Genomic DNA, 20,940 nt, shown 5'->3' with positions numbered 1-20,940 from the left:
ACGGGCGGTCGGACGGGCGTCAGACCTTCGGCTGCTGCTGGGTGATGCAGTGGATGCCACCACCCGCTGCGAAGATCGTACGGGCGTCCACGAGGGTGACGGTGCGGTCGGGGAACAGCCGGCGGAAGATCGCGGCCGCCTCCTCGTCGCGCGGGTCGTCGAAGGCGCACAGCACGATGCCGCCGTTGCACTGGAGGTGGTTGATGTAGGAGTAGTCGACCAGCTCGCCGTCCTCCTCCAGGACGGTGGGGGCGGGGATCTCGACGACCTCCAGCTGCCGGCCGCGGGCGTCGGTGGCGGCGCGCAGCATCTTGGCGATCTCGTTGCAGATGGCGTGGTCGGGGTGGTCGGGGTCCGGCTGGGTGTGGACCATGACGACGCCGGGGCGGGCGAAGGCGGCGACGATGTCCACGTGGCCGCGGGTGCCGAACCGGCCGTAGTCGGCGTAGAGGCCGCGCGGCAGCCAGATGGCCTTGGTGGTGCCGAGGTGGGCGTGGATCTCGGCCTCGACCTCCTCCTTGGTGCGGCCGGGGTTGCGGCCCGGGTCGAGCTGCACGGTCTCGGTGAGCAGGACGGTGCCCTCGCCGTCGACGTGGATGCCGCCGCCCTCGTTGACCAGGGAGGTGGCGTAGCTGCGGGCGCCGGCGAGCCCGGCGACGTGTTCGGCGATCTTCGCGTCGCGGTCCCAGGCGGCCCATTCCTGGGCGCCCCAGCCGTTGAACACCCAGTCCACGGCGGCCAGTCGGCCCTGGTCGTCGGTGAGGAAGGTGGGGCCGATGTCGCGCATCCAGGCGTCGTCGAGGGGGCGTTCGACGAGGTCGACGCCGGGGCCGAGGAGGGCGCGGGCGCCGTCCAGCTGGCCGGGGCCGGCGACGACGGTGACCGGTTCGTACCGCCGGACGGCGCGGGCGACGGCGGCCCAGGCGCGGCGGGCCTCGGCGAGTGTGTCGTCGCCCTCGGCGCCGAAGGTGAAGTTGGGGCCGGGCCAGGCCATCCAGGTGCGCTCGTGCGGCGCCCACTCGGGGGGCATGCGGAAGCCGTGGGCGGCGGGGGTGTTCATAGGGGTCCTCGGTCCTGGGGATGCGCGCGGGGTCGCGGAGCGGAAGGGCGGGGCGGCGGGCCGGGGCGGCCGGTGGCGTCAGAGGAAGTACAGCCGGGAGAGCGGGACGGCGTCGGCGGGTTCGGAGCGCATCGGGTCGCCGTCGAGGGTGACCAGTCCGGTGCGTTCGTCGACCTGGACGTCGCCGACCCGGGAGTTGCGGAGCAGGTCGCGGGGGCCGATGCCGCGGGTGCCGCGGACGGCGACCCGGCGCCGGCGGGTGGGCAGGGTGTCGCCGCCCTGTGCGGCCGCGGCGCCGGCGACGAAGGCCACCGAGATCTCGGCGGGGGTCGCGCCGTGCGCGCCGAACTGCGGGCCGAGCACGAGGGGTTCGCAGGTGTCGGTGGCGGCGTTGGGGTCGCCGGTGACGCCGTAGGCGGGGAAGCCGGACTTCAGGACCAGCTGCGGTTTGGCGCCGAAGTACTGCGGCTTCCACAGCACGATGTCGGCCATCTTGCCGACCTCGATCGATCCGATCTCGTGCGAGAGGCCGTGGGCGATGGCGGGGTTGATGGTGAGTTTGGCGATGTAGCGCAGCACCCGGGCGTTGTCGTCGTGGGCGCCGTCGCCTTCTGCGGGGCCCAGTTCGGCCTTCATCTTGCCGGCCATGGCGAAGGTGCGCCGGACGGTCTCGCCGGCCCGGCCCATGCCCTGGGCGTCGGACGAGGTGATGCCGATCGCCCCGAGGTCGTGCAGCACGTCCTCGGCGCCCATCGTGCCGGCCCGGATGCGGTCGCGGGCCATGGCGGCGTCGCCCGGCAGATCGGTCTTGAGGTCGTGGACCGAGACGATCATGCCGTAGTGCTCGGCGACCGCGTCCCGCCCGAAGGGGAGGGTGGGGTTGGTCGAGGAGCCGATGACGTTGGGGACGCCGGCCATCTTCAGGACGTTGGGGACGTGTCCGCCGCCGCAGCCCTCGATGTGGAAGGCGTGGATGGTCCGGCCGTCCAGGACGCGGAGGGTGTCCTCGACGGTGAGGCACTCGTTGAGGCCGTCGCTGTGCAGCGCCACTTGGACGTCGTGTTCCTCGGCGACCCGCAGCGCGGTGTCCAGGGCGCGGGTGTGCGCGCCCATGTCCTCGTGGACCTTGAAGCCGCAGGCGCCGCCCTCGGCGAGCGCCTCCACCAGCGGGGCGTCCCCGGAGGACGAACCGCGGCCCAGGAAGCCGATGTTGACCGGCCAGGCGTCGAAGGCGCCGAAGGCGTGGCCCAGCGCCCAGGGGGAGTTGACGCCGACGCCCCAGACGGGGCCGAACTCCTGGCCGATGACGGTGGTCACGCCGGAGGCCAGCGAGGCTTCCATGACGCGCGGGGACAGCAGGTGGACGTGGGTGTCCACGGCGCCGGCAGTGGCGATCATGCCTTCGCCGGAGACGATGGAGGTGCCGGTGCCGACCACCACCTCGACCCCGTCGAGGGTGTCGGGGTTGCCGGCCCGGCCGATGGCGTGGATGCGGCCCGCGCGGATGCCGACGGACGTCTTGCGGATGCCCTGGACGGCGTCGACGACCAGGACGTTGCTGATGACGATGTCGCAGGTCTCGCGGAGCGAGGCGGCCTTGAGGTGCAGTCCGTCGCGGGCGGTCTTGCCGAAGCCGGCCAGGAACTCGTCGCCGGGCTTCTGGGAGTCGGACTCGACCCGGACGACGAGTCCGGAGTCGCCGAGGACCACCCGGTCGCCGGCCCGCGGGCCGTGCACCGAGGCGTACTCGTGGGGGTCGATGGTCATGCCTGGTCCTCCGCTCCCAGGTAGCCGCAGGCGGCGGCCCGCCGCAGCGCTTCGGTCTTGGCGCCCGGTGCGTCGAGCGGGCCGTCGACCAGGCCGGCGAAGCCGATCGCGATCCGGGCGCCGCCGATCGGCACCAGGCCGACCTCCGAGGACCCGCCGGGGTCGAACCGCACGGACGAGCCGGCGGGCACGCACAGCCGCATGCCGTAGGCGGCGGCGCGGTCGAAGGCCAGCCGGGGGTTGGCCTCGAAGAAGTGGAAGTGCGAGGTGACGCTGATCGGCACGGTCGCGGTGTTGCGCACCGCGACGACGACCGCCGGCTCGGGCTCCGGGTCGGCGGGGCCGGGCAGCACGGCGCCGGGCGCGGGCGCCGTCCCCCGGCCGGATTCCGCGGCGGGCGCTGCGCCGATCGGGTCGGTGACCACCGCGAGCCGGGAGCCGTCGTCGAAGACGGCCTCGACGTGCACCTCGGTGACGACGTCGGCGACGCCCGGCAGGACGTCCTCGGGGCCGAGCACGCCGCGGGCCGCCTCGATGGCCTGCGCGAGGCGGCGCCCGTCCCGCGCCGCCTCGCAGACCGTGTCCGCGATCAACGCGGTCGCCTCGGGGACGTTCAGCTTCAGTCCGCGGGCCCGGCGCGCCCGCGCCAGCTCGGCGGCGCCGAACAGCAGCAGCCGGTCGCGTTCCGTGGGGGTGAGCCGCATCCGATCACTTCCTCCCGTGTGCGAATTGAGCGTCACTCTAACTCGGAATTCTTCATTCCGAAACCATTGACCTAGGCAGCAACGGTGCTTCATATTGAGCGTCGCTCTAGAACATGGCTCGATCTGATCGTTTTTAGAGCATCGTTCAAATGATCTCGCAGCAGCGAGCACGCGCTTCGTAGGCACCGCCGAACGAAGCCCTTGTCCACGACGGAGCACCGCGCCCAGCACCGCTTCTCATCTCTGTTCCGGCCTCTCAGGGGAGCCCTCATGCCGATAGAACAACGCGGAGTCGACACCATCCCGGACGACGAGCGCACCAGTAGGCCGCGCGACCTGGTCTCCATCCTGCTCGGCTCGAACCTCGCACTCGGCGTGGTGATCTTCGGCTGGCTCCCGGTCTCCTTCGGCCTAGGCTTCTGGGGCTCGGTCACCTCCCTCACCGCCGGCACCCTGGTCGGCGCGGTGCTGACCGCGCCGCTCGCGCTGGTCTCCCTGCGCAGCGCGACCAACCTCTCCACCAGCAGCGGCGCCTTCTTCGGCGTCCGCGGCCGGCTCATCGGCTCGGTGATCGGCCTGCTGCTCTCGCTCGGCTACACCGCGCTGACCCTCTGGGTCGGCGGGGACGCGATGGTCGGTGCTCTGCACCGCCTGGTCGACCTGCCGGCGGACGGGGCCGCGTACACGGTCGTCTACGCGGTACTGGCGGCGGCCACCGCCGTCGGCGCGGTCTACGGCTACAAAGTGCTGCTGCGGCTGAGCAAGGTGCTCTCGATCGGGCTGACCGTCCTGCTGCTCATCGGCGTCTTCGCGTTCGCGCACCACTTCTCGACCGGCCCGGTGCCCGGCGTCCACTACGCGCTGGGCGGCTACTGGCAGACCTGGCTGCTCTCCGCGGTCTCCGCCGGCCTGAGCGGCCCGATCGCCTTCATCACCCTGCTCGGCGACTACAGCCGCTACATCTCGCCCCGCCGCCACCGCCCCGGGGCGGTCTTCGGCGCGACCTACCTGGGCCTGGTGCTGGGCCTGCTGGTGCCGCAGTTGTTCGGCACGTTCAGCGCGCTCGCGGTCGGCGCCGGCTCCGACTACGCCGGCCCCCTGGTCGCCGGCGCACCCCTGTGGTACCTGGTCTTCCTGCTGCTCAACGCCTCGGCCGGCTCGGCCGGCAACTCCGGCCTGATGCTCTACAGCATGGGCCTGGACCTGGACGCGATCCTGCCGCGCGCCACCCGCACCCAGGCCACCTACGTCGTCGCCGGCCTCTCCACCGCGCTGGTCTACGCCGGCCACTTCCTGTGGGACGCGCAGAACGCGATGACGTCCTTCGTGCTCCTGATGACCGCCATCGGCACCCCGTGGGCGGTCGTCACCGTGATCGGCTACGTCCGCTGCCGCGGCGTCTACGACGCGGACTCGCTCCAGGTCTACAACCGCGGCACGGTCGGCGGCGTGTACTGGTTCCGGGCCGGCTGGAACGTCCGGGCCACCGTCGCCTGGGTGCTGGGCTCGGCGGTCGGCCTGCTGGGCGTGGGCTCCCCCTACGAGGGGCCGCTGCTGAAGTACACCGGTGGGATCGACATGAGCTTCCTGCTCGCCGCCGCCACCGCCGCGCTCGTCTACCTCGCCCTGGTCGCCCGGCAGCCGCGCCCGGTCCCGCCGCTGCGGGCCGCCGGTACGGCCCGCGCCGGTGCCGCGCAGGAAGCGCCGGCCGAGGTCGGCTGAACCGCCGGGCCGTCCGTACGCACACCGAGGCCGCCCCGGCATCGCGCCGGGGCGGCCTCGGTCCCGCTTCCGGCCTCAGCCGATGAGGTGCCGCCAGCCGTGGGCGTCCGCGGTGACCCCGCGCTGGATGTCCAGCAGCGCCTCGCGCAGCTTCAGCGTGACCTTGCCCGGCTCGCCGCCGGACTGGGTCCACTCGGCGCCGTCGCGCTTGACCGTGCCGACCGGGGTGATCACCGCGGCGGTGCCGCAGGCGAAGACCTCGGTGAGCGTGCCCTCGGCGGAGTCCCGCTGCCACTGGTCGATGGAGATCCGCCCCTCCTCCGCCTCGTGACCCAGGTCGCGGGCGACGGAGAGCAGCGAGTCGCGGGTGACGCCGGCGAGCAGCGAGCCGGTCAGCTTCGGGGTGACGATCCGGTCGCCGTACACGAAGTAGAGGTTCATCCCGCCGAGCTCCTCGACCCAGGTGTGCTCCACCGCGTCGAGGTAGGCGACCTGGTCGCAGCCGCGGGCCGCGGCCTCGGCCTGGGCCAGCAGCGACGCGGCGTAGTTGCCGCCGGTCTTGGCGTCGCCCATGCCGCCGGGGACGGCCCGCACCCGGTCCTCGGACAGCCAGATGGAGACCGGCTTGACGCCGCCGGGGAAGTACGCGCCGGCCGGCGAGGCGATCACGACGAAGAGGTACTCCGAGGCGGGCTTGACGCCCAGCCCGGCCTCGGTGGCGATCATGAACGGGCGCAGGTAGAGCGACTCCTCGCCGCCGTGCGGCGGCACCCAGTCCCGGTCCTGCCGCACCAGCAGGTCGCACGCCTCGACGAAGGTCTCGACCGGCAGCTCGGGCATGGCCAGCCGGCGGGCGGACGCCTGGAAGCGCCGGGCGTTGGCGTCCGGACGGAAGGTGGCGACGCTGCCGTCGGGCTGGCGGTACGCCTTCAGGCCCTCGAAGATCTCCTGCGCGTAGTGCAGGACGTTGGTCGCCGGGTCGAGCGAGAGCGGGCCGTACGGCACGAGCTGCCCGTCGTGCCAGCCGCGGCCCTCGGTCCACCTGATCGTCACCATGTGGTCGGTGAAGTGGCGGCCGAAGCCGGGGGCGGCCAGGATGCGCTCCCGCTCCGCCGCGGGCAGCGGGTGCGAGGAGGGCTTGAGCTCGATCGTGGGCGTCGTCATGTATCCGTGTCCTTCACTGCGTGGTCCGATACCTGCGCCGGCCGCGCGCACCGCGGTCGCTCGCTCGTACCGGTCGTTGCCGGGACGTCCGAGTTTCCTGCCGGACGGCGGACCCTCGTCCGATTATCGCTCGCGGGCGTCCGCCGCCGGAACCGGTGTGCACACCCGCTTCGGACGGTGCGCGCGATGCGGTGCAACGCGGCAGCGCCGGACCGTGACCGGCCCGGCGCTGGGGTCCTGCGGCTGCGTCGGGCGTCAGCCCTCCACAAGTGCCGCGATCGCGTCACCGATCTCTTCGGTGCTGCGCACCGTACCGTCCCGGGCCTCCAGCTCGGCGGCGACCTCCGCCTCGATGCGCGCGGCCTGCTCCCCGTAGCCGAGGTGGCGCAGCAGCAGGGCGACGGAGAGGATCGTGGCGGTCGGGTCGGCCTTGCCGGTGCCGGCGATGTCCGGCGCGGAGCCGTGGACCGGCTCGAACATCGACGGGAACGCGCCGGTGGGGTTGATGTTGCCGGAGGCGGCCAGGCCGATGCCGCCGGTGACGGCCGCGGCGAGGTCGGTGAGGATGTCGCCGAAGAGGTTGTCGGTGACGATCACGTCGAACCGCTCGGGCTGGGTGACAAGGAAGATCGTCGCGGCGTCGACGTGCAGGTAGTCGGTGGTGACCTCGGGGTACTCCTCGCCGACCCAGTCGAAGATCTTCTTCCACATGTGTCCCGCGTAGACCAGGACGTTGTTCTTGTGGACCAGCGTCAGCTTCTTGCGCGGCCGGGCGTTGGCCCGCTCGTAGGCGTCCCGGACCACGCGCTCCACGCCGTAGGCGGTGTTCACGCTGACCTCGGTGGCGACCTCGGCGGGGGTGCCGGTGCGCAGGCTGCCGCCGTTGCCGGTGTACGGGCCCTCGGTGCCCTCGCGGACGACGACGAAGTCGATCTCGGGGCGGCCGGCCAGCGGGGTCGCGGTGTTCGGGAAAAGCTTCGAGGGGCGCAGGTTGACGAAGTGGTCGAAGGCGAAGCGGAGTTTGAGCAGCAGCCCGCGCTCCAGGACGCCGGAGGGCACCGACGGGTCGCCGATCGCGCCGAGCAGGATCGCGTCGTGCTCCTTGAGCGCGGCCAGTTCCTCGTCCGGCAGGGTCTCGCCCGTGCGGTGCCAGCGCTTGGCCCCGAGGTCGTACTCCTTGGTTTCGAGCTTGACGTCCTCCGGGAGGACCGCGGTGAGGACCTTCAGGCCCTGCGCCACGACTTCCTGGCCGATTCCGTCACCGGGGATCACTGCGAGGCGAATGCTGCGAGACATGCCTGGACCCTACTCTCCGTCCCATGGATTGACATGTGATGTCCGGCATTCGGACAGCGTCGCCGGTGCGCGTCGGGGCGCCCGGGACCGCTCCCGGGCGCCCCGACGCGGGTGCGGGGTCGGCGTGCTCAGTGACCGGTGGCGCCGCCGTTGTCGCGGCGGTCGAGTGCCCTCTGGAGGGCCGCGGCGGCGTTGCGGCGGTCGGCGTCGTTGGTCTGACGGGAGGAGTGACGGGTCCTGCGGACGATGGTGTCGGCCATGATGCGCGTCTCCAATGCCAAAGCCCCGAGAAGTGCAGGGTTGTGTCGAAGAGGGGTGGTGGTGCGACGGCCGGAGGGGCGGGGGCCGCGGCGCCGCAGGGGTCACCTGCGCGGACGCGCCGGGCCGCATCCGCATTCGCTGGATGCAGCGATACGTTCGGCTCCTACAAAGCTAGGACAGCCCGGCCGTGATGTCTGCACAATTACTTGGGCTTCCTACTATTTGAGACGGCGATCATGCGCGGAGCCCTTCCGGTGCAGCTCAGGGGGCGGGCCGGAGGGTGTGCCGACGGCCGCGGCCCGGCACCCCCGAAGGAGTGCCGGGCCGCGGCCGTGCGGGTGGACGTCAGCCCATGTGCGGGTAGCGGTAGTCGGTCGGCGGGACCAGGGTCTCCTTGATGGAGCGGGTGGAGGTCCAGCGCATCAGGTTCTGCTTGGCGCCGGCCTTGTCGTTGGTGCCGGAGGCGCGCCCGCCGCCGAACGGCTGCTGGCCGACGACGGCGCCGGTGGGCTTGTCGTTGATGTAGAAGTTGCCGGCCGCGAAGCGCAGCTTCGCGCAGGTGGCGGCGGCCGCGGCGCGGTCCTGGGCGATGACGGCGCCGGTCAGGCCGTAGGCCGAGGCGGACTCCATCTGGTCGAGCATGGCCTCGTAGCCGCCCTCGACCGAGTCGTCGTAGACGTGGACGCCGAGGATCGGGCCGAAGTACTCGTCCTTGAAGATCTCGTTCTCCGGGTCGGTGGAGACCAGGACCGTCGGGCGGACGAAGTAGCCGACGCTGTCGTCGTAGGTGCCGCCGGCCACGACCTCCACGGTCGGGTCGGCCTTGGCGCGGTCGATCGCCGCCTTGTTCTTGGCGAAGGCCCGCTCGTCGATGACGGCGCCCATGAAGTTCGCCAGGTCGGTGACGTCGCCCATGGTCAGGGCGTCGACCTCGGCGGCGAACTCCTCCTTGAAGCCGGCGTTCCACAGGGAGGCCGGGACGTAGGCGCGGGAGGCCGCGGAGCACTTCTGGCCCTGGAACTCGAAGGCGCCGCGGGTCATGGCGGTCTTCAGCACGGCCCGGTCGGCCGACGGGTGGGCGACGATGAAGTCCTTGCCGCCGGTCTCGCCGACCAGGCGGGGGTAGGTCCGGTACTTCTCGATGTTGGTGCCGACGGTCTTCCACAGGTACTGGAAGGTCCTGGTCGAGCCGGTGAAGTGGATGCCGGCCAGCTCGGGGTGGGTCAGGGCCACCTCGGAGACGTCCTTGCCGTCGCCGGTGACGAGGTTGATGACGCCCGGCGGCAGGCCGGCCTCCTCCAGCAGGCGCATCAGCAGCACCGCGGCGAGGGTCTGCGTCGGGGACGGCTTCCAGACCACCACGTTCCCCATGAGGGCGGGGGCGGTCGGGAGGTTGCCGGCGATCGCGGTGAAGTTGAAGGGCGTGATCGCGTAGACGAAGCCCTCCAGGGGGCGGTGGTCCGAGCGGTTCCACACGCCGGGGGCGTTCACCGGGGGCTGCTCGGCCAGGATCTGGCGCGCGAAGTGGACGTTGAAGCGCCAGAAGTCGACCAGTTCGCAGGGAGTGTCGATCTCGGCCTGCTGGGCGGTCTTGGACTGGCCGAGCATGGTGGCGGCGGCCATCGTCTCGCGCCAGGGGCCGGCCAGCAGGTCGGCGGCCTTGAGGATGATCGCGGCGCGGTCGTCGAAGGACATCGCGCGCCAGGCCGGGGCGGCGGCCAGCGCGGCGTCCACCGCGTCCTGCGCGTCACCGACCGTGGCGTTGGCGTAGGTGCCCAGGCGGGCGGAGTGGTGGTGCGGCTGCACGACGTCGAAGCGCTCGCCGCCGCCCATCCGCCGCTCGCCGCCGATGGTCATCGGCAGCTCGATGGGGTTGCCGGCCAGCTCCTTGAGCTTGGCCTCCAGGCGGAATCGCTCCGGGCTGCCCGGGGCGTAGCTGTGCACCGGCTCGTTCACCGGCACGGGGACCTGGGTCACAGCGTCCATGGTTGCCGTGTCTCCTTACGCTTGCGATCGTCACGCTCGCGATCGTCGGTATGCGATCACTCGTCGTCGTACGTAGGTGTGTTGTCGTACGTCGGTGTACGTCGGTCATGCCGAGGCCGCTGCCACGGCGGGTGGCCGGGGATGGCCGGCGGTCCGTGCGCCGTCCCGGGAGAGGCTCCCCCGTCCAGGATCCACCCATACGGTGCCAAAAGAGTCGTACGGGTCGTTCCCGGGCGTCGGTCGGGGTCCTCAGCCGCGGGTGGCCAGGGACCTCAGGAAGAACGTCAGGTTGGCCGGACGCTCGGCGAGGCGCCGCATGAAGTAGCCGTACCAGTCCGTTCCGTAGGGGATGTAGACCCGCATCCGGTGGCCCTCCTCCACCAGCCGCCGCTGCTCCGCCTCCCGGATGCCGAACAGCATCTGGAACTCGTAGTCGGCGGGCTTGCGGCCGTTGCGGTGCGCCAGTTCCTGGGCGATGGCGACCATCCGCGGGTCGTGGGACCCGATCATCGGGTAGCCCTGCCCCGCCATCAGGATCTTCAGGCAGCGCACATACGCCCGGTCGACCTCCTGCTTGTCCTGGAACGCGACCGTCGCGGGCTCCTTGTACGCGCCCTTGACCAGCCGTACCCGGGAGCCTTCCCCGGCCAGCGCCCGGCAGTCGTCCTCGGTGCGGAAGAGGTAGGACTGGAGCACCGCGCCCGTCTGGGGGAACCGCTCGCGCAGCGCCGCGAGGACGGCGAGGGTGGAGTCGACGGTGGTGTGGTCCTCCATGTCCAGCGTCACGGTCGTGCCGGCTTCGGCGGCGGCCTCGACCACCGGGGTGACGTTGCGCAGCGCGAGGTCGTGCCCGCCGGGCAGCGCCTGCCCGAACGCGGAGAGCTTGACCGACATCTCCGCCCTGGTGCCCAGCCCCAGCTCCTTGAGGGCGGCGGCCAGCTGGAGGTAGGCGTCGCGGTTGCGCAGCGCCTCGGCCGGGTCGGTGATGTCCTCGCCGAGGTGGTCGAGGGTGACGTCCATGCCGCGCGCGGCCAGATTCCGTACGGCCGCCATCGACTCGTCCAGGCGCTCGCCCGCGACGAAGCGTTCCACCACGGGTCGGGTGACCGGAGCGGCCGCGACGACGCGGCGGATGCTGTCGCTGCGTGCGGCAGCGAGAAGCACGGGACCCAGCATGGGGCACCTCCACGATTCAGGATGACAAAAATGCCGGGGCCAACGCCGATCGGGCGCTCGCGGCGGCGAGATGAGCCACCTGAAATTTAAGGATCTCGCCACTTTCCGGCCATCGACAGCTGTCACGCCTTCGTGGCCGGCATCTCAGACAGATGTATGAGAATGGGAGGCAGGCGACGGCAGTGACAGGAGAGGGGTGGGGCGGCGGTGCGCGGCGACTACCAACAGCTGGTGGACGAGATCTCGGCGGCGCTCGGCGCGCCGGCGACGCTGGAGGACCGGGACTTCGGGCTGATCGCGTTCGGCGCGCACGAGGGCGAGGACGACGAGGTCATGGACCCGGTGCGGACCCGTTCGATCCTTCAGCGGCGGTCCTCGGCGGCGGTGCGCGCGTGGTTCGAGGCGTTCGGGATCGCCCGCGCCACCGCGCCGCTGCGGATTCCGCCGGACCCGGCGGCCGGGGTGTTCCGCGGCCGGATCTGCCTGCCGGTGCGGCACGGGGGCGTGGTGCACGGCTATGTCTGGCTGCTGGACGACGGCCATCTGACCGATCTGGAGCTGGGCGGCGCCGGCGCCCCGACCGACCCGCGGATGGCCCAGGCGATGGAGACCGCCGCCCGGATCGGCGCCCTGCTGGCCGACGAGTCCCGGGCCGGGCACGAACTCGCCGAGGTGCTGCGGGAGTTGCTGACGTCACCGGTCTCCGGCCGGGCCGCGGCGGCGGCCGCGCTGCGCGACGCCCTCCGGGACACCCTGCGCTTCACCCCGGGCACCCCGCTCACCCTCGTCGCGGTCCTGCCCTGGGACACCGCCGGCACCGACACCGCTCCCCTGCCGAGCCTGCCCGGACTCCTCGCGGCCTGCCCGCTGCCGGGCGCCCCGGCCGGGGACCCGGGCCGGCCGGGCCCCGGCGGCACCGCCGCGCTGGCCGGCTTGGTCCGGCTGCGCCAGACCGGCTCGCCGGCGCCGGCCCATGCGGCCGCCGAGCATCTGCTGCGCTCCCCGCGGGCGGGCGTCGGTCCGGCGGCGGCCGGGGCGCGCGGCCCGCGCGGCGCCGCCGGGATCGGCCTCGCCACCCGTGAGCCGACCGAACTCCCGGCATCCTGGCGGCAGGCGCTGGCCGCGGCCCGCGCCGCCCGCGCCGAGCCCCGGCTGGGCCCCGTCGCCGAGTGGGACGGCATAGGCGCCTACCGCCTGCTGACCGGCCTCCCGGACGCCGCGCCCGACCCGACGGTCGCCCCGCTGCTGACCCCCGCACACGCCGAACTCGCCCGTACCGCCGAGGCGTTCCTGGACTGCGCCGGCCAGGCCGGCCGCACCGCCCAGCACCTGGGCATCCACCGGCAGACCCTCTACTACCGCCTCGGCCGGGTCGAGAAGCTGACCGGCCTCGACCTGGACGAGGGCGCGGACCGGCTGCTGCTCCACATGGCGCTCAAGGCGTCGCGGCTCTGACGCGGACCGCGTGCGCCGCGGTCCGTGCCCTGGGGCGGGTGCCGAACTCGGCTGCGGGGGCGGGACGTTGGACGCGGGGCGATCGGCGGTCGCCGGTTGTCCCGGAGTGCCCCGGGACGCCACCTGATGTCCATGAACCCGTTGTCCACAGGACCTGTTGCCGGTCGCTACCGGCAAGTAGCGTGTGCGCCGTCCGAGGGTGCCCGACCGCCCGGCCGGTTGGCGGGGCACCCCCGTCTGCCGTCATGTAGCGCAGCCCCAGGGGGATTTGATGCACGGGATGAACCGCCGCCAGTTCGTGTCCAGACTGTCCGCCGCGGTGGCGGGGGCCACGCTGTGGTCGGCGGCCTCGTACGACCGTGCGCTGGCGGTCACCGCGGCGCGGGCCGTGCGCACCAGGGGCACCACCCTGGAGCAGGCCGCCCGCCCCGTCGGCACCGGGGCGTACAAGCGGCTGGTGGCCGGCCCCGGTTGGCCGCTGGTGGTGCGCGGCGAGCTGGCCGCCGGGAGCGCCGGGCGGGACGACCGCCGGACCGGCCTCGCCTCCTTCGTGCAGTTCACCGACCTGCATCTGGCGGACGTCGAGTCGCCGGTCCGGTTCGAGTATCTGGCCCGGGTCAACGACAGCGCGCACCGCCCGCACGAGGCCCTGACCGTGCGCGGCGCCTCCTCGCTCGTCGAGCGGGTCAACGCGGTGCGCCGGGGCCCGTACACCGGGCTGCCGTTCGGCTCGGTGATGGCCACCGGCGACAACACCGACAACCACGAGCGGATCGAGCTCGACTGGTATCTGACGGTGATGAGCGGCGGCCGGATCACCCCCAGCAGCGGCGACCCCCGGCGCTACGAAGGCGTGCAGAACTCCGGCAACGCGGCGTACTGGAACCCCGAGTCGGCGCTGCGGGACGCCTACAAGGCCAAGGGGCTGCCGCAGATACCGGGTTTCCTGTCGGGTGCGGCCCGCCCGTTCACCGCGCCGGGCCTGGCCGTCCCCTGGTACACCACGGTCGGCAACCACGACGACAGCATCGAGGGCACCCTGCCCGATCTCGGCCTGCTGGGCGAGCTGTACACCGGCGACCGGAAGCTGGAGGGCTGCGACGACGCCACCGCGGCCCGGCTGGCGGACGCCCTCAAGCACGATCCGGCGCAGGCCGCGGCGCTGCTCGGTTCCCTGCTGGCCGACGGCGGCGCGGTCCGCAGGATCACCCCGGACGAACGGCGGCACCCGTTCACCCCGGCCGAGTTCGCCAAGGCCCATCTGGACCCGGCGTACACCGGCGCGGGCCCGGTGGGCCACGGCTTCACCTCCGACGCGGCGGCCAGCGGCCGCCTCTACTACACCTTCCCGCTCGCCGAGGGCGTCCTGGGCGTCAGCCTGGACACCACCAACCGCGCGGGCTGGGCGGACGGTTCGCTGGGCACGGCGCAGCTGCGGTGGCTGGAGTCGGTGCTCCAGGAGCACAGCAGCCGCTGGTACGACGGCGACGGCCGCACGGTGCGCGGCCGCGGGGGCGACCCTCTGATCGTGCTGTTCAGCCACCACACCAGCGCCACCATGGGCAATCTGCTGCCCGACCCCTACCGGCCCTTCGAGGGCCGGCACGACGGCAAGGCCCTGGTCGCCCTGCTCCAGCGCTATCCCAACGTGGTCGCGTGGGTGAACGGCCACACCCACGAGAACCGCATCACCCCGCACGCCCACGCCGTGCCCGAGCGCGCCTTCTGGGAGATCAACACCGCCTCGCACGTGGACTTCCCGCAGCACGCCCGGATCATCGAGCTGGCCGACAACGGCGACGGCACACTGTCGCTGTTCACCACGCTCATCGAGTCCGCCGCCCCGTACGTCACGTCCGTCACCGACACCTCCGACGCCGGACTCGCCGCGCTCTACCGCGAGTTGTCCTACAACGACCCCTACGCGACGCCGGACGCCAAGCTGGGCACGTCCGCCGACCACAACACCGAGCTGCTGCTCGCCCGCCCCGGGAGGTGAGCCGGCCGGAGCGGACCGGGGCCGCGCCCACCCGGCCCGCTCCGGCACCCGTCCCCTCAGCCCGACGTACCGGGCGGTTCCGTCGGCTCCGTCGGCTCCGTCGGGCCGGCCGGTCCCGGCGGGAGCAGCCCGTAGTGCCGGTAGAGCCGCTCCTCCTCCGACGGGTCGAGATGGCCCTCGGCGTCGATCCGGGGTGCCGCCTTCATCGCCCCCTTGGTGTGCGGGACATGCAGTTCGTCGCCGGCCCGCCGGGCCCCGGCCAGCGGCACGAAGGTCTCCTTCAGGCCGAGCAGTCCGGTCCGTACGGTGATCCACTCGGGCTCGTCGGTGGCGTCGTCCCGGTAGACCTGCTGGACGACGCCGACCTTGGCGCCCTCCGCGTCCACCACCCGCAGTCCGGTCAGGCTCTGCGGAGTGCCACCCATGGGTGCGTCCATGGCGTCCCGCCTCCTTCCGCGCACACCGGCTCCACCGGGGCACGCGCGGTGTCCCCGCACGCGCAGTTCCCATTGCGCGCCGGGCCCGCCGCGACGGCGACCCGGGCGGTCCGGTGCCGGCGGGCCGCGGCACCCGCCCGACGGTCCTGGCGGGGCGCCCGCCCCAGGACACCGCTTCCCCTGGACCCCACTCCCCCGTTCGGGTGAATTCTCGAACGCGGCGACCGCCCCGGACGGCCACGGGCCCGGCCCCCGCCGAAGCGGGGACCGGGCCCGTGGCCCTGCGAGAACCGGTGGGTCAGTGGGTGAGGTTCACCGCGCGCACCGAGGTCGCGCCGATCTCGTCGGAGATCTCGGCCAGCACGCTCGCCGGAATGGTGTCGTCGACCGTCAGCACGACCAGCGCCTCGCCGCCGACATCGGCCCGGGCGACCTGCATGCCGCCGATGTTGATGCCCGCCTCGCCCAGGATCCGGCCGACGGTGCCGACCACGCCGGGGCGGTCGGTGTAGCGCAGGAACGCCATGTGGTCGGCGAGCGCGAGGTCGATCGAGTGGTCGCCGACCGCCACGACCTTCTGGACGTTCTTGTGGCCGGCCAGCGTGCCGGAGATCGACACCTCCTCGCCGCCGGCGAGGGTGCCGCGGACGGTGACCACGTTGCGGTGCTCGGGCGACTCGCTGCTGGTGGTCAGCCGCACCTCGACGCCGCGCTCCTGCGCGAACAGCGGGGCGTTGACGTAGGACACCGTCTCGTCCACGACGTCCTCGAAGACGCCCTTGAGCGCGGAGAGTTCGAGCACCTTGACGTCGTGCTGGGTGATCTCGCCGTACACCTCGACGTCGAGGCGCAGGGCGACCTCGCCGGCCAGTGCGGTGAAGATCCGGCCGAGCCGCTCGGCCAGCGGCAGCCCCGGCTTGACGTCCTCGGCGATCACGCCGCCCTGGACGTTGACCGCGTCCGGCACCAGCTCGCCGGCGAGCGCCAGCCGCACCGACTTGGCGACCGCGATACCGGCCTTCTCCTGCGCCTCGCCCGTCGAGGCGCCCAGGTGCGGGGTGCACACGACCTGGTCGAACTCGAACAGCGGGGAGTCGGTGCAGGGCTCGACGGCATACACGTCGAGGCCCGCGCCGGCCACCCGGCCCTCCTTGAGCGCGCCGGCCAGCGCCGCCTCGTCGACGATCCCGCCGCGGGCGGCGTTGACGATCCGGACCGACGGCTTGACCTTGTGCAGCGCCTCGTCGCCGATCAGGCCGAGGGTCTCGGGCGTCTTGGGGAGGTGGACGGTGATGAAGTCCGAGACCGCGAGCAGCTCGTCCAGGGTCAGCAGCTTGACGCCCATCTGGGCGGCGCGGGCCGGCTGGACGTAGGGGTCGTAGGCCACGACCTTCATGCCGAACGCGGACATCCGCTGGGCGACCAGGACACCGATCCGGCCGAGGCCGACCACGCCGAGGGTCTTCTCGCTGAGCTCGACGCCGGTGTAGTTGCTGCGCTTCCACTCGCCGTTCTTCAGCGCGGTGTTGGCCTGCGGGATGTTGCGGGCAGTGGCGACCAGCAGACCGCAGGCCAGCTCGGCGGCGGTGACGATGTTGGAGGTCGGGGCGTTGACGACCATCACGCCGGCCTTGGTGGCGGCGGAGACGTCGACGTTGTCCAGGCCCACCCCGGCCCGGGCGATGACCTTCAGCTTCTTGGCGGCGGCGATCGCCTCGGCGTCGACCTTGGTCGCGCTGCGCACGAGGACGGCGTCGACGTCGGCGATGGCGGGCAGCAGCTCGGCGCGGTCGGCGCCGTTGCAGTGCCGGATCTCGAAGTCCGGGCCGAGGGCGTCGACGGTGGCCGGCGACAGCTCCTCGGCGATCAGTACAACGGGTTTACCCGGGTTGGCAGTGCTCACGTGGTCTTCAGTCCTCACTAGTACCTTCGCGGACGGCCGTCCCGACGGCCGAAGGCGGTAAGGGGGGAATGCCGCGTGGAAGACGCACGACGCTGTGAGCCTGACGCGCTTGTGTCGAGCAGTGTAGTGGCGGGGCACGGCACGGTCTGTGCCGGAGCGTAAGGATCACCCATGCGTGGTTCTACGCGGTGGACAAGGCGGCGGACGGGCCCGCGGACAGGGGGTGCGGCCGCATACGGACGAGGGGGCCGCGAGCAGTGTCGCGACCCCCTCTCCCACGGCTCACGCCTCGTCGTCCACCCAGCTCATCAGCTTGCGCAGCTTCTTGCCGGTGGTCTCCAGCAGGTGGTTCTCGTCGGCCTTCTTGTACTCGTTGTACTTCGGCAGGCCGGCGTTGTACTCGGCCATCCAGTTGTTGGCGAAGGTGCCGTCCTGGATCTCGGCGAGCACCTTCTTCATCTCGGCCTTGGTGGCGTCGGTGATGATCCGCGGGCCGGTGACGTAGTCGCCCCACTCAGCGGTCTCGGAGACCGACCAGCGCATCTTCTCCAGGCCGCCCTCGTACATCAGGTCCACGATCAGCTTCAGCTCGTGGAGGCACTCGAAGTACGCGATCTCGGGCTGGTAGCCCGCCTCGACCAGGGTCTCGAAGCCGGCCTTGACCAGCGCCGAGGCGCCGCCGCAGAGCACCGCCTGCTCACCGAACAGGTCGGTCTCGGTCTCCTCGGTGAAGGTGGTCTTGATGACGCCGGCACGGGTGCCGCCGATGCCCTTGGCGTACGAGAGCGCCAGGTCGAACGCCTTCCCGGACGCGTCCTGCTCGACGGCCGCGATGCACGGCACGCCGCGGCCCTCCTCGTACTGACGGCGCACCAGGTGGCCCGGCCCCTTGGGGGCGACCATGCAGACGTCCACGCCGGCCGGGGCCTTGATGAAGCCGAAGCGGATGTTCAGGCCGTGCCCGAAGAACAGCGCGTCGCCGTCCTTGAGGTGGTCCTTGATGGACTCCTCGTAGACCTTGGCCTGGATCGGGTCCGGCACCAGGATCATGATGACGTCGGCCTCTTCGGCCGCCTCGGCCGGCGTCACCACGCGCAGGCCCTGCTCCTCGGCCTTGGCCTTGGACTTGGAGCCCTCGTGCAGACCGACGCGCACGTCGACGCCCGAGTCGCGCAGGGACAGCGCGTGGGCGTGACCCTGGCTTCCGTAGCCGATGACCGCCACCTTGCGGTTCTGGATGATGGACAGGTCGGCGTCGTCGTCGTAGAACAGCTCGGCCACTTCGGGTCTCTCCTTGGATCTAGCGGGGTGCCCACACAGTACGTCGGGCGGGGAAGGGAAAGTCGGGGGGTCTCGCGATACGGTCCGAACGGACCGCCGGAATCAGGCTGTACGGTCCAGCGCGCGCAGCGAGCGGTCGGTGATGGACCGGGCGCCGCGACCTATGGCGATGGTGCCGGACTGCACCAGTTCCTTGATGCCGAAGGGCTCCAGCATCCGGAGCATCGCCTCCAGCTTGTCGCTGGACCCGGTGGCCTCGATCGTCACGGCCTCCGGCGAGACGTCCACGGTCTTGGCGCGGAAGAGCTGCACGATCTCGACGATTTGCGAGCGGGTCTCGTTGTCGGCGCGGACCTTCACCAGGACCAGCTCGCGCTGGATGGCCGAGCCCGGCTCCAGCTCGACGATCTTCAGGACGTTGACGAGCTTGTTGAGCTGCTTGGTGACCTGCTCCAGCGGCAGCTTCTCGACGCTGACCACGATGGTGATGCGGGAGATGTCGGGGTGCTCGGTGACCCCGACCGCCAGCGAGTCGATGTTGAAGCCGCGGCGGGAGAACAGCGCGGCGATCCGGGCGAGGATGCCGGGGGTGTTCTCCACCAGGACGGAGAGCGTGTGCTTGGACATGTCGTCTTCTCTCTTCTTCCGTGCGTCCGTGACGTCCTGGGTCAGTCGTCTTCGTTGTCGCCGAAGTCGGGACGCACGCCCCGGGCGGCCATGACCTCGTCGTTGGAGGTGCCGGCGGCGACCATCGGCCACACCTGGGCATCCTCGTGGACGATGAAGTCGACCACCACCGGACGGTCGTTGATGGCGTTGGCCTCCTCGATGACCTTGTCCAGCTCCGCGGGGTCCTCGCAGCGCAGCGCGGCACAGCCCATCGCCTCGGCCAGCTTGACGAAGTCCGGCACGCGGGTGCCCTTGGCCTGCGGGTTGACGTCCTCGGGGCCACTGTGGAGCACGGTGTTGGAGTAACGCTGGTTGTAGAAGAGGGCCTGCCACTGGCGAACCATGCCCAGCGCGCCGTTGTTGATGATCGCGACCTTGATCGGGATGTTGTTCAGCGCGCAGGTGACCAGCTCCTGATTGGTCATCTGGAAGCAGCCGTCGCCGTCGATCGCCCAGACGGTGCGGTCCGGCATACCGGCCTTGGCACCCATCGCGGCGGGCACGGCGTAGCCCATGGTGCCGGCGCCACCGGAGTTCAGCCAGGTGGCGGGCCGCTCGTAGTCGATGAAGTGGGCGGCCCACATCTGGTGCTGGCCGACACCCGCGGCGAAGATCGTGTCGGCCGGGGCGAGTTTGCCGATCCGCTCGATGACCTGCTGCGGGGAGAGACTGCCGTCGTCGGGCAGGTCATAGCCCAGCGGGTAGGTCTCCCGCCAGCGGTTGAGGTCCTTCCACCAGGCCGCATAGTCGCCCTTGTGGCCCGCCTCGTGCTCGGCCTGGACGGCGACGATCAGATCGGCGATGACCTCACGGGCGTCCCCGACGATCGGCACGTCCGCGGCGCGATTCTTGCCGATCTCCGCCGGGTCGATGTCGGCGTGCACGACCTTGGCGTACGGAGCGAAGGAATCCAGCTTGCCGGTGACCCGGTCATCGAAGCGGGCGCCGAGGGTGATCAGCAGGTCCGCCTTCTGCAGCGCGGCGACAGCGGTGACCGAACCATGCATACCGGGCATGCCCAGGTGCTGGGGGTGACTGTCGGGGAAGGCCCCCAGCGCCATCAAGGTGGTGGTGACCGGGGCGCCGGTCAGCTCGGCGAGCACCTTGAGTTCGGCGGTGGCACCGGCCTTGAGGACACCGCCACCGACGTAGAGCACCGGACGCTTGGACTCGACGATCAGCCGGGCGGCCTCACGGATCTGCTTGGCATGCGGCTTGGTCACCGGACGGTAGCCGGGCAGATCGGTCTGCGGCGGCCAGACGAAGGTGGTCCGTGCCTGGAGAGCATCCTTGGCGATGTCGACCAGGACCGGACCGGGGCGGCCGGTGGAGGCGACGTGGAACGCCTCGGCGATCGTCCGGGGGATCTCGGCGGGGTCCGTGACCAGCCAGTTGTGCTTGGTGATCGGCATGGTGATGCCGCAGATGTCCGCCTCCTGGAAGGCGTCCGTGCCGATCGACTTGGAGGAGACCTGACCGGTGATCGCGACCAGCGGGACGGAGTCCATGTGCGCGTCCGCGATCGGAGTGACCAGGTTGGTGGCGCCCGGCCCGGACGTCGCCATGCAGACCCCGACCCTGCCGGTGGCCTGAGCGTATCCGGTGGCGGCATGCCCCGCGCCCTGCTCGTGCCGCACCAGCACGTGCCGGACCTTCGAGGAGTCCATCATCGGGTCGTACGCGGGGAGGATCGCACCGCCAGGGATCCCGAACACCGTGTCGGCCCCGACCTCCTCCAACGAGCGGATGAGGGACTGCGCACCCGTGACCTGCTCGACGGTCGCGGGCTGCTGCGCTCCGCCGGTGTGACGGGTCCGCGGCTGCGGATGGTGGGCCCCGTTGGCCTGCTCGGTCATCTGCGTCTCTTCTCGAAGCTGAGGGTTTTGTCGGGGTTTGTGAGGTTGCTGTGCAACAAAAAACCCCTCGTGCCGTGAGGCAAGCGAGGGGAGCGCGCCGGTGTGGTCAGCTGGGTTCGTCAGGGTCCCAGCTTCAGCCGACGCGCTTTCCAAGTACGAGAATTCGGGTGCGCATGGCACTGACCCTCCCCCTCCCGTGCACCG

At 71.8% G+C, this 20,940-nt stretch carries 16 protein-coding genes; 3 read left to right on the top strand and 13 right to left on the bottom strand.

The window, feature by feature from the left end; translation table 11 throughout:
• Positions 1-19 precede the first annotated feature (19 nt).
• The 3 genes from K2224_RS13550 to ureA all read right to left on the bottom strand — a co-directional run bounded on the left by K2224_RS13550 (position 20) and on the right by ureA (position 3,531).
• Positions 20-1,060: an agmatine/peptidylarginine deiminase gene (locus K2224_RS13550; protein ID WP_221906810.1), complete on the bottom strand. Its 1,041-nt coding sequence runs from the start codon at positions 1,058-1,060 to the stop codon at positions 20-22.
• 78 nt (positions 1,061-1,138) lie between these two features.
• Positions 1,139-2,827, bottom strand: coding sequence for an urease subunit alpha (locus K2224_RS13545; RefSeq protein WP_221906809.1), 1,689 nt, complete (start codon positions 2,825-2,827; stop codon positions 1,139-1,141).
• The gene (gene ureA / locus K2224_RS13540; protein ID WP_221906808.1) at positions 2,824-3,531 is read right to left on the bottom strand and encodes an urease subunit gamma; all 708 of its coding nucleotides are present in this window, start codon (positions 3,529-3,531) and stop codon (positions 2,824-2,826) included. Before ureA ends, K2224_RS13545 begins: the two co-directional genes overlap by 4 nt.
• 270 nt (positions 3,532-3,801) lie before the next feature.
• Here ureA and K2224_RS13535 point away from each other — a divergent pair, with 270 nt between their 5' ends.
• Positions 3,802-5,253: a cytosine permease gene (locus tag K2224_RS13535; protein WP_221906807.1), complete on the top strand. Its 1,452-nt coding sequence runs from the start codon at positions 3,802-3,804 to the stop codon at positions 5,251-5,253.
• A 75-nt stretch (positions 5,254-5,328) separates the two neighbouring features.
• Here K2224_RS13535 and K2224_RS13530 read toward each other — a convergent pair whose 3' ends face one another.
• The 5 genes from K2224_RS13530 to K2224_RS13515 all read right to left on the bottom strand — a co-directional run bounded on the left by K2224_RS13530 (position 5,329) and on the right by K2224_RS13515 (position 11,136).
• Positions 5,329-6,417 (bottom strand): branched-chain amino acid aminotransferase, encoded by a 1,089-nt coding sequence (locus tag K2224_RS13530; RefSeq protein WP_221906806.1) that lies wholly within the window; start codon positions 6,415-6,417, stop codon positions 5,329-5,331.
• A 255-nt stretch (positions 6,418-6,672) separates the two neighbouring features.
• Positions 6,673-7,713: a 3-isopropylmalate dehydrogenase gene (locus tag K2224_RS13525; protein WP_221906805.1), complete on the bottom strand. Its 1,041-nt coding sequence runs from the start codon at positions 7,711-7,713 to the stop codon at positions 6,673-6,675.
• A gap of 128 nt (positions 7,714-7,841) precedes the next feature.
• Complete coding sequence (locus tag K2224_RS40435) at positions 7,842-7,973, bottom strand: hypothetical protein (protein WP_260692581.1); 132 nt, start codon at positions 7,971-7,973, stop codon at positions 7,842-7,844.
• A 346-nt stretch (positions 7,974-8,319) separates the two neighbouring features.
• Complete coding sequence (gene pruA, locus K2224_RS13520) at positions 8,320-9,960, bottom strand: L-glutamate gamma-semialdehyde dehydrogenase (RefSeq protein ID WP_221906804.1); 1,641 nt, start codon at positions 9,958-9,960, stop codon at positions 8,320-8,322.
• A 249-nt stretch (positions 9,961-10,209) separates the two neighbouring features.
• Positions 10,210-11,136 (bottom strand): proline dehydrogenase family protein, encoded by a 927-nt coding sequence (locus K2224_RS13515; protein ID WP_221906803.1) that lies wholly within the window; start codon positions 11,134-11,136, stop codon positions 10,210-10,212.
• A gap of 207 nt (positions 11,137-11,343) precedes the next feature.
• On the opposite strand from K2224_RS13515, the gene K2224_RS13510 reads away from it, so the two are divergent.
• Positions 11,344-12,591: a CdaR family transcriptional regulator gene (locus K2224_RS13510; RefSeq protein WP_221906802.1), complete on the top strand. Its 1,248-nt coding sequence runs from the start codon at positions 11,344-11,346 to the stop codon at positions 12,589-12,591.
• A gap of 271 nt (positions 12,592-12,862) precedes the next feature.
• A complete protein-coding gene (locus tag K2224_RS13505; protein ID WP_221906801.1) occupies positions 12,863-14,590 on the top strand; it encodes a TIGR03767 family metallophosphoesterase in 1,728 nt (575 codons plus the stop codon).
• 56 nt (positions 14,591-14,646) lie between these two features.
• Here K2224_RS13505 and K2224_RS13500 read toward each other — a convergent pair whose 3' ends face one another.
• The 5 genes from K2224_RS13500 to K2224_RS13480 all read right to left on the bottom strand — a co-directional run bounded on the left by K2224_RS13500 (position 14,647) and on the right by K2224_RS13480 (position 20,736).
• Positions 14,647-15,027, bottom strand: coding sequence for a PRC-barrel domain-containing protein (locus K2224_RS13500; protein ID WP_221906800.1), 381 nt, complete (start codon positions 15,025-15,027; stop codon positions 14,647-14,649).
• A gap of 298 nt (positions 15,028-15,325) precedes the next feature.
• Positions 15,326-16,930, bottom strand: coding sequence for a phosphoglycerate dehydrogenase (gene serA, locus K2224_RS13495; protein WP_221906799.1), 1,605 nt, complete (start codon positions 16,928-16,930; stop codon positions 15,326-15,328).
• A gap of 282 nt (positions 16,931-17,212) precedes the next feature.
• Complete coding sequence (gene ilvC / locus K2224_RS13490; RefSeq protein WP_221906798.1) at positions 17,213-18,211, bottom strand: ketol-acid reductoisomerase; 999 nt, start codon at positions 18,209-18,211, stop codon at positions 17,213-17,215.
• 102 nt (positions 18,212-18,313) lie between these two features.
• Positions 18,314-18,838: an acetolactate synthase small subunit gene (ilvN, locus tag K2224_RS13485; RefSeq protein WP_221906797.1), complete on the bottom strand. Its 525-nt coding sequence runs from the start codon at positions 18,836-18,838 to the stop codon at positions 18,314-18,316.
• 41 nt (positions 18,839-18,879) lie between these two features.
• The gene (locus K2224_RS13480; protein WP_221906796.1) at positions 18,880-20,736 is read right to left on the bottom strand and encodes an acetolactate synthase large subunit; all 1,857 of its coding nucleotides are present in this window, start codon (positions 20,734-20,736) and stop codon (positions 18,880-18,882) included.
• Between the last annotated feature and the right edge of the window lie 204 nt (positions 20,737-20,940).

It is taken from the genome of Streptomyces sp. BHT-5-2 (assembly GCF_019774615.1).
GTDB lineage: Bacteria > Actinomycetota > Actinomycetes > Streptomycetales > Streptomycetaceae > Streptomyces.
This window is presented reverse-complemented; position numbering and strand designations above follow the sequence as displayed.

Bases quoted from the DNA above. Each gene is read 5' to 3' on its own strand.
- K2224_RS13525 (WP_221906805.1), bottom strand. From the start codon at position 7,713: ATGTCTCGCAGCATTCGCCTCGCAGTGATCCCCGGTGACGGAATCGGC.
- K2224_RS40435 (WP_260692581.1), bottom strand. From the start codon at position 7,973: ATGGCCGACACCATCGTCCGCAGGACCCGTCACTCCTCCCGTCAGACC.
- ureA (WP_221906808.1), bottom strand. From the start codon at position 3,531: ATGCGGCTCACCCCCACGGAACGCGACCGGCTGCTGCTGTTCGGCGCC.
- K2224_RS13505 (WP_221906801.1), top strand. From the start codon at position 12,863: ATGCACGGGATGAACCGCCGCCAGTTCGTGTCCAGACTGTCCGCCGCG.
- pruA (WP_221906804.1), bottom strand. From the start codon at position 9,960: ATGGACGCTGTGACCCAGGTCCCCGTGCCGGTGAACGAGCCGGTGCAC.
- K2224_RS13545 (WP_221906809.1), bottom strand. From the start codon at position 2,827: ATGACCATCGACCCCCACGAGTACGCCTCGGTGCACGGCCCGCGGGCC.
- K2224_RS13515 (WP_221906803.1), bottom strand. From the start codon at position 11,136: ATGCTGGGTCCCGTGCTTCTCGCTGCCGCACGCAGCGACAGCATCCGC.
- K2224_RS13535 (WP_221906807.1), top strand. From the start codon at position 3,802: ATGCCGATAGAACAACGCGGAGTCGACACCATCCCGGACGACGAGCGC.
- K2224_RS13480 (WP_221906796.1), bottom strand. From the start codon at position 20,736: ATGACCGAGCAGGCCAACGGGGCCCACCATCCGCAGCCGCGGACCCGT.
- K2224_RS13500 (WP_221906800.1), bottom strand. From the start codon at position 15,027: ATGGACGCACCCATGGGTGGCACTCCGCAGAGCCTGACCGGACTGCGG.
- K2224_RS13530 (WP_221906806.1), bottom strand. From the start codon at position 6,417: ATGACGACGCCCACGATCGAGCTCAAGCCCTCCTCGCACCCGCTGCCC.
- K2224_RS13550 (WP_221906810.1), bottom strand. From the start codon at position 1,060: ATGAACACCCCCGCCGCCCACGGCTTCCGCATGCCCCCCGAGTGGGCG.
- ilvN (WP_221906797.1), bottom strand. From the start codon at position 18,838: ATGTCCAAGCACACGCTCTCCGTCCTGGTGGAGAACACCCCCGGCATC.